This is a genomic window from Mucilaginibacter rivuli (genome assembly GCF_019391655.1).
GTDB lineage: Bacteria > Bacteroidota > Bacteroidia > Sphingobacteriales > Sphingobacteriaceae > Mucilaginibacter > Mucilaginibacter rivuli.
The window spans coordinates 46,214-59,408 of the sequence record NZ_JAHXPQ010000001.1 but is presented as its reverse complement, the minus strand read 5'-3'; the positions used below and the strand labels follow the sequence as shown (position 1 = coordinate 59,408).

The following is a 13,195-nucleotide window of genomic DNA, read 5'->3' as shown; positions in this document are numbered from 1 at the left end:
CCTAATCATACCTATGCCGCTCCAAATCAAAAGCTGATTGATCGGTAATGATCTGCTTTCGTTTGGCTATATCTGTTTTTAAACGGTGGTCGAAGTTTTGATCTGTTACCGAAATTTCGTGCTCTTTGTCCCTTTCGGCAAAGTGAACATCTGCATCTTCTATCCTGGCCATGGCTTCATCATATGATCCTTTCGGCGACATGAGTTTTACAAATACAGGCAAGCACTCAAACAAGATGAACAGGTAGCCTATAAAACTTTCGGCAAGGTAGGTATCCAGGTCGCGCGTACCATCGGGGCGAAAAGCCAGTTGGCCCAAGGCCCAGTTACGGTCGGCAAAACCTGCAATGTTGGCAAGGCTGTCGAGTTGCTTATCCGAGAACAGCACCACATTGTTTAGCCCGTCGAGATCTTTACGCTGGTTCAAAAAGGCATCTTGTTTATCCAACGCATCCTGTACCACTTTAAGGCGGGCTTGCTTTTCTTCTAAAACGCCTTGCTTTTGTTTGGCGTAAGTGCCGTAACCTACAATGCCCGAAGTTTGATCGCTTTTACTACCGAACACTTCCTGGTTAAGTTGCACGCGCGAGCGGTTAATGTCTTTGGTAAGCGAATCGCGCTCGTGTTTCAGGTCGCTGTTTTTACCCAGTTCCTGCGCGTATTTTTGGTTGTAGGCCAGTTGCAGGGTATCAATTTTGCTTTTCTGCCCGTGCAGGTATGAGGTACGCAGCTTGGCGCGGATCTCTTTATCAAAGATCTTTAATTCCAGCGGGCGCGATATCACCAAACCGATCATTATGGCCAGTAAAATACGTGGCGAAGCCTGTAATATCTGCTGATTGGTGGTGCCGCGCTTGTTAATGCTGCTCACAATGTAGCGGTCCATGTTAAAAATAGCCAGGCCCCATATTATCCCGAAAAGGATAGCGAAACCCACCGCAAAGGCACTGCCACTAAATACAAAGTACATGGCATAACCACCCGAAAGGCTGGCAAACAGGGCCGTGAAAAATATAGTGGCCCCTATACCAACATACTTGTTATGTTCGATAGGGTATTTTTTTAGTGTTTCGATATGCGCTCCGGAGCAAAACCAAAAAAAGCGTGTTATATTTCTCATGCCGTAATATCGCGAATTATTGTAACTGTTTGTTATTAAACGCCTGTAAGGCTTGAATGTTACAGCTTAAAGTGTAATTATCAATTCACCAAAATTTCATAAAAACGGTTATCTTCGTGCTATAATTGATTTGCTATGAAAGAAATAAGCGTACAAGAATTAAAAGAGAAAATAGACAATGGCGAAGACTTTCAACTGATCGACGTTCGCGAAGATTTTGAGTATGAAATGTCAAACCTGGGTGGCACTTTGATCCCACTTGCCGGTATATTGATAGAAAAAGATAAAATAGCTACCGATAAACCTGTTATTATGCAATGCCGCAGCGGTAAACGCAGTGCCGTAGCCATTATGCAACTGGAGCCATACGGCTTTACCAACCTGTATAATTTAACAGGCGGTATATTAGCCTGGGCCGAAGAGATTGATTCTACCATAGAAGTATATTAATGGGCTTAAAAGTATTTCTTAACGTTTTATATAACATAGGTATTTTTTTATGCCTGTTAACCGTTTATTATAGCGTTAAAAACCATAACTGGGCTTATGTTGCCGGTGGTATTTTTTTAGCTGTAATGGTTATCATCTTCAAAATACGCCTGATAAAAGACATCAGGAACATGCAGAAAAAACAGTAACTTTAGGGTCTAATCCTTAAAACAATGTTCATAGCAATTCTTGGTATCATCGCGCTTATTGCAGGCATGGTGGTAAAAAACACTCCCTCGCCAAACAGTCGTTTCTCGGGCGCAATAACTATCGGTGGTGTTGTGCTGGTTGTATTGGGCCTCATCAGTTCTTCCGTTAAAATTATCGAGCAGGGTACAATGGGTGTACAATCGCTGTTTGGTAAAGTACAAAACGAAGTGTTGGAAAGCGGCCTCCATTTTATCAACCCTGCAGTATCGGTTACGGTATTTGATGCCAAAACCCAAAACTATACCATGAGCGCGGCCACCACCGAAGGCCAGAAAGTAGGCGATGATGCCATCAGAGTGTTATCATCCGACGGCTTGGAGGTTACCATAGATATTACCGTTTTATATCGCCTGGTGCCGAGCAAAGCGCCATACCTGTTACAAAATATAGGCCCCGATTACATTGATAACATTGTTCGCCCGGTATCCCGCACTGCTATACGTGATAACGCGGTTTACTTTGAAGCTGTGGCATTATACTCAACCCGAAGGGAGGAGTTCCAGATGCGCATTCAAAAAACCATTACTACAGCGTTTGCTAAAAATGGTATTGAGTTGCAAAGTGTGTTAGTGCGTAACATCGCTTTGCCTTCATCGGTAAAAGCCAGTATCGAATCGAAAATTAACGCCGAGCAGGATGCGCAGAAAATGCAGTTTGTACTGCAAAAAGAAAAGCAGGAAGCTGAGCGTAAACGTGTAGAAGCACAAGGTATAGCTGATTACCAAAAGATCCTTTCGACAGGTTTGTCCGATAAGCAATTACAATACGAAAGCATTAAGGCCCAAAAAGAAATAGCCTTATCGCCAAATGCTAAAGTGATCATTATGGGGAACGGCAAAGGTGCACCCATTATATTGGGAAAAGATTAGCCCCCCTGCCCCCTAAAGGGGGAGATGTAAAGCATAGAATAAATTAGTTGGCTCGATCAGAGTCAACTATTTGTTTTTATAGCTTTTGATAACTATATTTATAGTTATCAAACCGTGTTATGAAGACTTGTGCTATTCTATTCATAAAAACAGCTTTCCTCCTTATCTTGCTGCCTGTTTTATCTTTCTCTCAAACTACCATCACCGGTAAGGTAATAAGCGCTGCGGATAAAAAACCGGTAGGCTATGCTACGGTATTTTTGAGTAACTCGATAATTGGAACCCGCACCGCTGAAGACGGCACTTTTACTTTAACTAATGCCAAAAACGGAACCTATGATATGGTGGTATCATTCATTGGTTTTGAGCCACATCATCAAAACGTTAACATTAGCGGCGCGGCAATAAACCTACCTGTTATTGAGTTGTCGCCCAGGATCAATCAACTAAAGGAGGTTAAGATAGGGATAGATGCTAACCGTGAAAGGTATTTAGCAGTTTTTAAGCGTGAGTTTATCGGCCTGTCGGATAATGCGCAGCAATGTAAAATATTAAACCCCGATGTGATCAATTTTGATTATGATACACCCGGCAAAACCCTAAACTCCAATACAGATGATTTCCTCATCATAGAAAACAATGCTTTGGGATATAAGCTGTATTACCAGGTCAACAAATTTGTTAAGGATTACGGCCGTAACTTTGTGTATTACGAGGGGCCGGTTTTATTCGAAGAAATGAAAGGCAAACCATCACAGCAGCGGCAATGGGCAAAAAAACGGCTGGAGGTTTATAAAGGCAGCGATATGCATTTTTTGCGTTCGGTTTATAATACCGAGGTTGAGCAGCAAGGGTTCAAAGTAATGCGATTGATCCGCAAACCCAACCCGGCGCGGCCGCCTGATAGTTTGATCAGGGCAAAAATGCGGCAGTTTGTCCTTAACAAATTTACTGATGCTCATGCACAGGACTCGCTAAACTACTGGGGTGCAAAAATGCAATTACCTAAAACAATGGAGTACCTGGTGAGTAAGCCATTAGCCTTAACCGACTATGTGCGCCCAACCGACAGTAAAGATATGCAGGCCCTGTTATATCCTGATTTTCTGTATGTGATCTACACCAAAAAGCACGATGGCAACGTCAATAAGAATGTATATCACCCGCTTGATATGCCTGATTATCCTACCACGGTAGTTGCGCTTACTGGTAAGTACGCCGTTTTTGATAGTAACGGTGTATTTACAAACCCCGCGGCTATTACCTACGATGGTGCATGGGGCCTGAATAAAGTTGCCGAAATGCTACCTGTGGATTATACGCCAACACCGTAACAGCAGGCACGGAATAATTTTGGATTATTATTATTTTTACCTACCTGAACCAATTTATGATGAGGCCATTATTCATCACTTTACTTATTGTACTACCCCTATGGCTCAGTGCGCAAACACTGAGCGGTAAGGTATATCGTGCAGAGCATGATAGCAGTGCCGTGGTTGCAAACGCGAGTGTGTATTATGGTGGTTCCATGTCGGGCACATTAACCCGGGCCAATGGTAATTTTACCATCGAAGAAAAGCCTGGGCATATCCCCATTATTGTAAGTTGTATTGGCTATTATTCTACCACAGTAACCAGTTATAGTGTAGACCAGCCTTTAAAAGTTTACCTCAAACCAAAACTGCACCAGTTGAGGGAAGTGCGTATCGGGTCGGACGGCATGTCGCGCGAAAACAAGGTTTGGATGTTTAAGCGTGAATTTCTTGGAACATCAGATTATGCTTTGAGTTGCACCATTACCAATATGGATGATATTCAGTTAGATTATGATAAAAAAACGGGTGCGCTTACCGCCTTTTGCGATGGACCCATTAAAATTGAGAATAAGAAGCTTGGCTATCATATCAGCTATTTTTTAGACAGCTTTTTACGGATGCCCAAAGAGGTAAAATTTGCGGGCAATTTTATTTTTACTGAGGATGCCGCTGCCGCTAAACAAAAAAAGACCATCCGTAACCGCGAGGATGCATACAGTGGCTCGCGCATGGAGTTTATCCGGGCCTTGTGGAGCAACTCCTTAAAAAAAGCACACTATAAAATTTACACTGCCGATCTGCGTCCGATGGATGCCGATAGCATTGTTTGTTTGAATAACAAGCTCGAAAAAGTGATCAATTTGAAATACCGCATGGTAATTATCCATGATAACAATACCGCTTATCCATCGCAGATGTCGCAAACCATAACGGATTGTTATATTGATCAAAACGGATTTCATGATACCGGCTTACAGTGGTTTGGTGATATGAGCGTAAAGCGCGTAGGCGATATGCTGCCCTTTGAATACAGGTCGGTTAAAAGCTTAAGCGATAGCATTCATCGTACCGATTCGGCAAAGGTTGCCGAAAAAATCAAATCACAAGCTATTGCGGCTAAAAGTAATTCCGGTAACAAGGCCTTAAAAGATTTTGCATTATTTAAATCGATAGTGCTGGCTCAAAACACACCTTTGGATGCCAGGCTTGTAGTTAAAAAATGGCATACGCCCATCCGTTATAAAGTATATGGCAGGTTTGGCGCTGATAAACCGCGCAATGATCTTGCTCTCGCACAAGTAGATAGCTTGTTCGCACAGCTATCGCATTTAACGGGATTGAGTATCACAAAAACCGATAACGACAGCGAAGTGAACTTTTGTATCATTACCGGGGAATTGAGTAAAGTAAAAGGCTTGATCAATCCAGAAGCAATGGACTACCTGGAGAAAATCAACAAGGTGGGCGGTGAATATTACTCATCGAACGAAAATGGTTTTACTTCCATGATAGAATTGATAAGGCGTGCAACACTCCCTGCGGCACAAAGGCAAATAATGAATGGCTTTGGTTTTACCGGCATCGCTGAGGGCTATACCCATAGTCTGTTTGATTATAACCCCATTAACCTGCCCGAAAAAATACAACCTTTAGATGCGCACATCATCCAAACTTTTTATAACCCTGCTATAAAATGGGGTATGACGGAGGCTGAATTGGACGAGGTATTACTGAAAATGTTTGAAGGTAAAAAAGTGGAATTAAAGTGATTTAAACTATAAGCCCCAAACCCGGACCATCATTTAACACCCATTTACCATCTGTAAATCCCGGCATAGTATAGGGGTTGTTTTTGGTAAGAAAGGGACCATCCAGATCGGCATAATCACATTGTGGTGCAAGTGCGGCAGCAGCTAAAGTAGCACAACTCGTTTCGCTCATGCAGCCTATCATCAACTGCAAACCAAGTTTTCGTGCTTCATCTATCATCTGTTTAGCCTCAAACATTCCAGCCGATTTCATCAACTTTATATTGATGCCATGGTAAACACCTTTGGCTTTAGCAACATCAGGTAAACGTTGTACGGCTTCATCACCAATAATGGGAATGGGGCTGTGTTCGGTTAACCATGCATTACTATCCGGGTCAGTTTTACTGAAGGGCTGCTCTATTAGCTTTACACCTTGTTCATGAAGCCAATGGACCAAGTCAAGGCTTTGTTCGCGGTTTGTCCAGCCCTGGTTGGCATCCACATATAAGGGCACATTTGTTACCAAGCGTATGGTGTTTATTATCGCTTTATCGTCACTACTACCCAGTTTTACTTTTATTACTTTAAAACTTGCTGCATCTTCTAACTTCCGCACCATCACATCAGGCGTATCAATACCTACAGTGTACGATGTAATGGGCATTAGTTTAGGCTCGTTACCTAACAATTGCCAGCAAGGCTGCTGCTTTAACTTGCCATCCAAATCGTGCAAAGCAATATCTACTGCGGCTTTTATAGCAGGCTGGCCGGGCGCTAACTGATCCAGGTAACTAATGATGCCTTCAAAATCAAAAGGGTATTTAAACTGCGATACATCAACCTTATCCAAAAACTCCGTGGCCGATTGATGGCTTTCGCCCATGTAAGGTACCATACTGGCTTCGCCATAACCTGTAAAACCTTCATAATGCAACTGCACCAGCATTATTGGCGTTGCTGTACGCGAAAACTTAGCGATGGTAAAGGGATGTTTTAGTTCGAGCAAAAAGGGTTGGTAAGTCAGCCGCATGTTAAAAATCAAATCTAAAAAATTCTGTCGCATTTCAATCTTATCTTTGCGGCAATGTCAGTACAATTATATCAGCCGTTCGAAAAGTTTAACTTCAGCAACAACCAATGTTTTTTAAGCGGCGAAACACTCAGTTCGCCCGAAGAAAAGATACAGGTTTTCCCCGCATGGCTGATGAATAGGTATAGCCTGCACGACCAGCCCTTTAAGCTGCTCGACGAAAGCATGGCTACATATAAGGATTTGAAAATACCCTGTTCTGCTGCCATAAACGAGCAATACCTTGAGCCATTAGAGCAAAGCGTTGCCAACGCATTTGAAGGCGGCTATGAGGCTGTAAAAGCTTTGGATGAGCTGCAGCTATTTCAATGGGCGGGTAAACTATTATATGGCATTATTTTTAGCGAAGTACAGATGGCCATCCGCCAGTCGCACCAGCAGGGCGAAGAGTTTAATATCTCGCAATCTATTATCCACAAATTCAGCAACCTGCATTTAATGCTGCAGAGCATTAATAAACCCCTCATATTCGAAGAGTTTAAACCATACAGCATGTTCTTATTCAAGGTAACCAACCCGGAAAATGAGTTTGCTTACCGCGATGAGATCAATACGCTCACCTTCTCTATCCGCGTGAAAGATTTTGGCCTCATTATATGCCTGCAGGATAACGGAGCTAACCGCAACTATCATAAAAACATCCTATCCAAAATAGAAGATAAGATTTTGCACCCCATACAATACGAGGAGTTTTGCGGGCGCATATTTTACTCAGCCTACCTGTTTAACCGCTTGCCTGAATACAATATTTTACCAGTTGGCGATGAGATATATTTAGAAGCCATGAGTTTGAAAGGTATGAGCGTAAAACCCCTGTTTGACGAGTGGTTAGGTAAAACATTCGGACAAGTGCTGGAAAGCTTTTGGAAACGCTGGGGCTTTTTATTGTTAGAGATCATTAAAAACCCTGAGCATCCCATGAGCTTTTTGCTGGATAAGGAAAACAACTTTATCCCTGCGGAGCATATTGATCAGCCGCTTTAAATTAAGCACCAAAGGCTTGCGCCAGCTTCCCAAAAAAGATGTGGACCGATTGGGGTATCAGGATAATCGTAAATACTATTCCGCATATTGCTCCATAAAAGTGCGCATCATGGTTGATATTGTCGGCCGAACGGCGTGATGCGTATACGCAATATATCAGGTATAAAACACCAAACAAGATAGCCGGTATACCAATTGGGATAAACATGATCTGCAATTTGGCCAGCGGATCGAACATGATGTAACCAAACACCACGGCACTGATTGCTCCTGATGCACCCAGGCTCCGGTACCAAAAATTTTTCCGGTTTTTGTACACTGTAGGCAAGTCGCTCAAAACAAGGCTGGCGATGTATAGTAATCCGAATTGCCAATGACCCAAAATCATTTCGAGCCTGAAAGCAAAACAAGAGAACGACATCATATTAAACGCCAGGTGCATCCAATCTTTATGGATAAAACCACTGGTAAGCAACGTATATATTTCGCTACCCTTATATACATTATAAGGGTTCAATATCATGCGGGTATACAGGTCATCACTATAAAAAGCCAATAATGATGATGCGATGGTAATTGCAAATATAACCGAGGCAACTGGCGCGTAATGCAGGTAGATAGCTATGTCGTCCACTATATAATTCTTTATGCAATGATACAGGTTTTATTGGCGGGGCAAAATTTATCGCAAAAAAAATGCCGCCCTTTTTAAGCAGGGCGGCATTTTAATATTTAAAGGATTAATATTACCAGAAAATGGTGTACAAGGCGGTTAATATACCGCAGATCACCAATGATCCGATAGCGAAACCCGGTGTAACTTTAAACATTTTAGTATCAACCTCGAGACTGTTAGGTTTAACACCCTTATTGGTCTCAATAATACTGATGATCCACATACCTACCGCGCAGATAACGAATACAAAGCCCATACGGTCAAAGAATGGTATTTCGTATGCACCGCCGTTACCGTAGTTTGGCGCATAGTAACCATAAGGGGTTAAAAAGCTCAGGTCGGCAAATTTTGGAAGGAACTTTAATACAATAGACAATATAAAACCACCTATAGTAGCAAATAAGGCCGCGTTAGATGTAGCTTTTTTCCAGAAGAAACCCAACAGGAACATCGCTAAGATACCCGGCGAGAAAAAGCCTGTGTATTCCTGTATATAGTTAAAGCCTTGTTTGCCTTCGCCCATTAAAGCTTCGCCAACCAGGTAGGCTAATACTACACCCATTGCCATAGCAACAGCTACAGATATTTTACCCAGGTTTACCAACTTGGCCTCTGATGCATCAGGGTTAATGGCCTTTTTGTAGATATCAAGCGTAAATATAGTAGCAATACTGTTTACTTTACCGGCAAGTGAGGCCACAATAGCCGCGGTAAGTGCCGCGAATGCCAAACCTTTCATATAAGTAGGCAACAAGTTCAGTAAAGATGGGTATGCTTTATTTACATCGGTAATGCCGTTATGGGTAAGCATACCTGCCGCATCGGCAGTATGGAACATACCACGCTGATACAACACATAAGCCGCTATACCAGGTATAACCACAATAAGCGGCATTAACAGCTTTAAGAACGCGGCGAATAAAATACCACTACGCGCAGTCTTCAAATCAGCACCTAAGGCACGTTGGGTAATGTACTGGTTACAGCCCCAATAGTTAAGGTTAGTGATCCACATACCACCTAATAACACACTTAATCCCGGCAGATCGACATAGTTTTTATTGTCTTTCTGGAATATCATGTGAAAGTGATCGGCAGCCTGGGTGGTTACCTGTTTTAAACCGCTGAACATACCACCCACGCTTGATGGTTCTGTTGAGCTGTTTACCAGGTTCAATGCAACGTATGATGCTACCAAACCGCCCAATATTAAAAAGAATACCTGTATAACATCGGTATAACCGATAACCTTCATACCGCCAAGTGCAATAATTACCGAGAATACAGCCAGCAATATAATACACAAGCCAATGGAAAACTCAGGAGCAATACCATGGATAGCGATAGCGCCCAGGTATAAAATTGACAGCAGGTTTACCACGATATATAAAAACAACCAAAATATAGCCATAATCATGGCCACTGTGCCATTATACCGCTGGTGTAGAAACTGCGGCATGGTAAATATTTTATTTTTTAAATATACCGGAATGAAGAACACAGCAACAATTACCAGGGTAGCCGCAGCCATCCATTCATAAGTTGATATAGCCAGGCCCAGTTTAAAGCCCGAACCGCTCATGCCGATAAACTGTTCTGCAGATATGTTCGATGCAATCAGGGAGGTACCAATGGCCCACCATGTTAATGAACCTTCGGCTAAAAAGTAATCGTTGGATGTGGCATTAACATTCTTTTTACGTTGGTATATCCACCATCCGTAGGCGGCAACAACAACAAAGTAAAACAGGAATACCAGGTAATCACCGGTTTGGAGTGTTTTCATTTTTGATACTTAGGTTTTATGGTTTATAATGTACACCTTTAGTTAGTGTACATTTTACAATAATAGATTAAATATAATTGTTAATCAAATTTTCTAAATATTCTTGTTTTCCACTTGCAACTGCCGGTTCGCCGTTATCTATAGCAAATTGGCGCAATTCTTCTAACGATAGTTTACCTTGCTCAAAATCTTTTCCTTTTCCGCTATCAAAAGAGGAGTAGCGTTCCGTGCGTATTTTTTTGTAATCAGACTTTTGCAGGATGCTATCCGCAATGATCAAAGCACGGGCAAATATATCCATACCACCAATATGCGCGTAGAACAGATCAGCCGGATCGGTTGAGTTACGGCGTATTTTGGCATCAAAGTTAATACCCCCGCCTTGTAAACCTGTACCATCTAGTATTACCAGCATAGCCTCAACAATTTCGGTAATATTGTTAGGGAACTGGTCTGTATCCCAGCCATTCTGGTAATCGCCGCGGTTAGCATCTATCGAGCCTAAAAGGCCTGCATCTGTAGCAACCTGTAACTCATGCTGGAAAGTATGACCCGCTAAAGTAGCGTGGTTTACTTCAAGGTTCAGCTTAAAATCTTTCAACAGATCGTACTGGCGTAAAAAGCCAATAACCGTTGCCGAATCATAATCGTATTGGTGTTTTGATGGCTCACAAGGTTTTGGTTCGATAAAGAAAGTACCTTTAAAGCCTTGCTTGCGGGCATAATCCTTAGCTGTGTGCAGGAATTTTGCAAAATGCTCCTGTTCGCGTTTCATATCGGTGTTCAGCAAAGTCATGTACCCTTCACGGCCACCCCAGAATACGTAGTTCTCGCCACCTAAGGCAATGGTAGCATCTAAAGCAGCTTTAACCTGCGCCGCGCCATGTGTTAACACGTGGAAATCGGGGTTAGTAGTAGCGCCGTTCATGTACCTGCGGTGTGAGAACAGGTTAGCTGTTCCCCATAACAGTTTTACACCGCTATCCGCTTGTTTTTGTTTAGCATAATCAACCAGTGCCTGTAAACGGCGGTCGTTTTCTTTAATATCATTGGTATAATCAACCACATCCACATCGTGGAAGCAATAGAACGGCAGGTTCATTTTGGTCAAAAACTCAAACGCGGCGTCCATTTTATCTTTGGCGCGTTCAACAGCATCAGCTTTAACGTTCCATGGATGCACGTGTGTAGGCTCACCGAAAGGATCGCCGCCATTACCCACAAACGAGTGCCAGTAAGCACCGGCAAAGCGCAAATGCTCTTTCAGTGTTTTGCCTGCTACAACGCGGCTCTCATCATACCATTTAAAAGCCAGTGGATTATCAGACTCCCGGCCTTCATATTTAACCTGTGCTATACCTTTGAAAAATTCCTTTTCCCCTAAAACTACATTTGCCATTTTATTATTTTTATGTGTGTTATTCTATTGTGAGTTGCTTTTGTAATAATGTTTTCCACTCGGTGTACATCTGCTCGTAATTGTACTTGCCCGGTTCAATAAGTTGCACTGGTTTGGCATTTGTAAATGCTTCGGCCGGCGATGTATAAACCCTGCAGCCAATACCAGCGCCTAAGGCAGCGCCTACACTACCATCGTTATGGTATAATTCTACCGGTACGCCGGTAACATCAACAAAGGCTTGTGTAAACAAGCCGCTTAAAAACAGGTTGGCTTTACCGGCCCGTATCACCGTTGGGTTCATGCCATTGCTGCGCATAATATCCAATCCGTAACGGAAAGAAAAAGCTATACCCTCCTGTACCGCCCTGAAAATGTGCGCCCTTGTATGTAAGTTCAAATCAATGTTATGAAAATGAACGCCGATAAGTTTATTGTTCAGCATACGTTCGGCACCATTGCCAAAAGGCAATATGCGCAAGCCTTCGCTGCCGGGTTTTATACCCTGCGCCTCATCGTTCATTTGCTGATAGCTAACGCTTTCGCCAAAAAGGCTTTTCGTCCAGCGGTTAAGGCTGCCTGTGCCGTTTATGCAAAGTAATACACCTAAACGCTTTTGCTCTTCGGCATAATTAACATGCGCGAATGTATTTACACGCGACTCCTTGTCGTAAGCCAGTTTATCGCTTACACCATATATCACACCTGATGTTCCGGCTGTTGCTGCAACTTCGCCGGGTTGTAAAACGTTTAATGATAAGGCGTTATTTGGCTGATCGCCGGCTTTATAAGTTACCGGGATACCGGCTTTAAGATTTAAACTATCGGCAATCGATTGTTTCAAAAAACCATGCTCTGAAAATACAGGTTGGATATCGGGGATGACGCTTCCGCTGAAACCGTAAAATTTCATTACATCATCTGACAATTTGTTGCATAAAAAGTCATAAAATATCCCCTCAGACAAAGCCGAAACCGTTGTGGTAATATCGCCCGTCAGCTTCATGGCTATATAATCGCCGGGCAGCATTATCTTATCAATTTTGCTATAAATTTCAGGCTCATTAGCTTTAACCCATGCCAGTTTTGAAGCCGTAAAATTCCCTGGCGAGTTGAGCAAATGGCTCAGGCATTGCTCATGGCCAATAGTGTCAAAAGCATTTTCGCCAAGGGCTACGGCACGGCTATCGCACCAGATAATACTGTCGCGCAATACGTTCTGGTCTTTATCAACCAGTACCAAACCGTGCATTTGATAAGCTATTCCAATTGCATTAATATCTTTAGGATCAAACCCACCCTTTTTTTGCACCAGCAATATGGCCTTTTGCACATGCTCCCACCACATTTGCGGCGATTGCTCTGCCCAGCCGGGCTGCAGCGATGTAATGGGCGATTCAGTATCAGGATATTGCGCAGATGCAACGCATGTTTGCGATACCGCATCAACAACTGACACTTTTATAGAGGATGTACCTACATCAATACCGAGAAGCAGCATT

The 13,195-nt window shown here is 42.8% G+C and carries 12 protein-coding genes; 6 read left to right on the top strand and 6 right to left on the bottom strand.

What is annotated here, in order from left to right:
- Position 1 precedes the first annotated feature (1 nt).
- Positions 2-1,120, bottom strand: coding sequence for a DUF4407 domain-containing protein (locus KXQ82_RS00285; RefSeq protein WP_219485701.1), 1,119 nt, complete (start codon positions 1,118-1,120; stop codon positions 2-4).
- Between the two features lie 135 nt (positions 1,121-1,255).
- Here KXQ82_RS00285 and KXQ82_RS00280 point away from each other — a divergent pair, with 135 nt between their 5' ends.
- The 5 genes from KXQ82_RS00280 to KXQ82_RS00260 all read left to right on the top strand — a co-directional run bounded on the left by KXQ82_RS00280 (position 1,256) and on the right by KXQ82_RS00260 (position 5,776).
- A complete protein-coding gene (locus KXQ82_RS00280; protein WP_219485699.1) occupies positions 1,256-1,570 on the top strand; it encodes a rhodanese-like domain-containing protein in 315 nt (104 codons plus the stop codon).
- The gene (locus tag KXQ82_RS00275) at positions 1,570-1,758 is read left to right on the top strand and encodes a DUF6358 family protein (RefSeq protein ID WP_219485697.1); all 189 of its coding nucleotides are present in this window, start codon (positions 1,570-1,572) and stop codon (positions 1,756-1,758) included. Before KXQ82_RS00280 ends, KXQ82_RS00275 begins: the two co-directional genes overlap by 1 nt.
- Before the next feature lie 24 nt (positions 1,759-1,782).
- A complete protein-coding gene (locus tag KXQ82_RS00270) occupies positions 1,783-2,688 on the top strand; it encodes a prohibitin family protein (protein WP_219485695.1) in 906 nt (301 codons plus the stop codon).
- 119 nt (positions 2,689-2,807) lie between these two features.
- Entirely contained in the window at positions 2,808-4,022 is a 1,215-nt protein-coding gene (locus KXQ82_RS00265; protein WP_219485693.1) for a carboxypeptidase-like regulatory domain-containing protein, read from the top strand.
- Positions 4,023-4,078: 56 nt separating this feature from the next.
- A complete protein-coding gene (locus KXQ82_RS00260) occupies positions 4,079-5,776 on the top strand; it encodes a carboxypeptidase-like regulatory domain-containing protein (RefSeq protein WP_219485690.1) in 1,698 nt (565 codons plus the stop codon).
- A 1-nt stretch (position 5,777) separates the two neighbouring features.
- Here KXQ82_RS00260 and KXQ82_RS00255 read toward each other — a convergent pair whose 3' ends face one another.
- A complete protein-coding gene (locus KXQ82_RS00255; RefSeq protein ID WP_219485688.1) occupies positions 5,778-6,788 on the bottom strand; it encodes a dipeptide epimerase in 1,011 nt (336 codons plus the stop codon).
- Positions 6,789-6,842: 54 nt separating this feature from the next.
- On the opposite strand from KXQ82_RS00255, the gene KXQ82_RS00250 reads away from it, so the two are divergent.
- The gene (locus tag KXQ82_RS00250) at positions 6,843-7,832 is read left to right on the top strand and encodes a hypothetical protein (protein ID WP_219485686.1); all 990 of its coding nucleotides are present in this window, start codon (positions 6,843-6,845) and stop codon (positions 7,830-7,832) included.
- A gap of 1 nt (position 7,833) precedes the next feature.
- Here KXQ82_RS00250 and KXQ82_RS00245 read toward each other — a convergent pair whose 3' ends face one another.
- The 4 genes from KXQ82_RS00245 to KXQ82_RS00230 all read right to left on the bottom strand — a co-directional run bounded on the left by KXQ82_RS00245 (position 7,834) and on the right by KXQ82_RS00230 (position 13,194).
- Positions 7,834-8,466, bottom strand: a complete 633-nt coding sequence (locus KXQ82_RS00245; RefSeq protein ID WP_219485684.1) for a rhomboid family intramembrane serine protease — start codon at positions 8,464-8,466, stop codon at positions 7,834-7,836.
- A gap of 112 nt (positions 8,467-8,578) precedes the next feature.
- Positions 8,579-10,294, bottom strand: a complete 1,716-nt coding sequence (locus KXQ82_RS00240) for a sodium:solute symporter family transporter (protein WP_219485680.1) — start codon at positions 10,292-10,294, stop codon at positions 8,579-8,581.
- Between the two features lie 67 nt (positions 10,295-10,361).
- Positions 10,362-11,693: a xylose isomerase gene (xylA, locus tag KXQ82_RS00235; RefSeq protein ID WP_219485678.1), complete on the bottom strand. Its 1,332-nt coding sequence runs from the start codon at positions 11,691-11,693 to the stop codon at positions 10,362-10,364.
- A gap of 19 nt (positions 11,694-11,712) precedes the next feature.
- A complete protein-coding gene (locus tag KXQ82_RS00230; protein ID WP_219485675.1) occupies positions 11,713-13,194 on the bottom strand; it encodes a xylulokinase in 1,482 nt (493 codons plus the stop codon).
- Position 13,195: the final 1 nt, after the last annotated feature.

Bases quoted from the DNA above. Each gene is read 5' to 3' on its own strand.
- KXQ82_RS00260 (WP_219485690.1), top strand. From the start codon at position 4,079: ATGATGAGGCCATTATTCATCACTTTACTTATTGTACTACCCCTATGG.
- KXQ82_RS00255 (WP_219485688.1), bottom strand. From the start codon at position 6,788: ATGCGGCTGACTTACCAACCCTTTTTGCTCGAACTAAAACATCCCTTT.
- KXQ82_RS00270 (WP_219485695.1), top strand. From the start codon at position 1,783: ATGTTCATAGCAATTCTTGGTATCATCGCGCTTATTGCAGGCATGGTG.
- KXQ82_RS00230 (WP_219485675.1), bottom strand. From the start codon at position 13,194: ATGCTGCTTCTCGGTATTGATGTAGGTACATCCTCTATAAAAGTGTCA.
- KXQ82_RS00275 (WP_219485697.1), top strand. From the start codon at position 1,570: ATGGGCTTAAAAGTATTTCTTAACGTTTTATATAACATAGGTATTTTT.
- KXQ82_RS00280 (WP_219485699.1), top strand. From the start codon at position 1,256: ATGAAAGAAATAAGCGTACAAGAATTAAAAGAGAAAATAGACAATGGC.
- KXQ82_RS00285 (WP_219485701.1), bottom strand. From the start codon at position 1,120: ATGAGAAATATAACACGCTTTTTTTGGTTTTGCTCCGGAGCGCATATC.
- xylA (WP_219485678.1), bottom strand. From the start codon at position 11,693: ATGGCAAATGTAGTTTTAGGGGAAAAGGAATTTTTCAAAGGTATAGCA.
- KXQ82_RS00250 (WP_219485686.1), top strand. From the start codon at position 6,843: ATGTCAGTACAATTATATCAGCCGTTCGAAAAGTTTAACTTCAGCAAC.
- KXQ82_RS00240 (WP_219485680.1), bottom strand. From the start codon at position 10,294: ATGAAAACACTCCAAACCGGTGATTACCTGGTATTCCTGTTTTACTTT.
- KXQ82_RS00265 (WP_219485693.1), top strand. From the start codon at position 2,808: ATGAAGACTTGTGCTATTCTATTCATAAAAACAGCTTTCCTCCTTATC.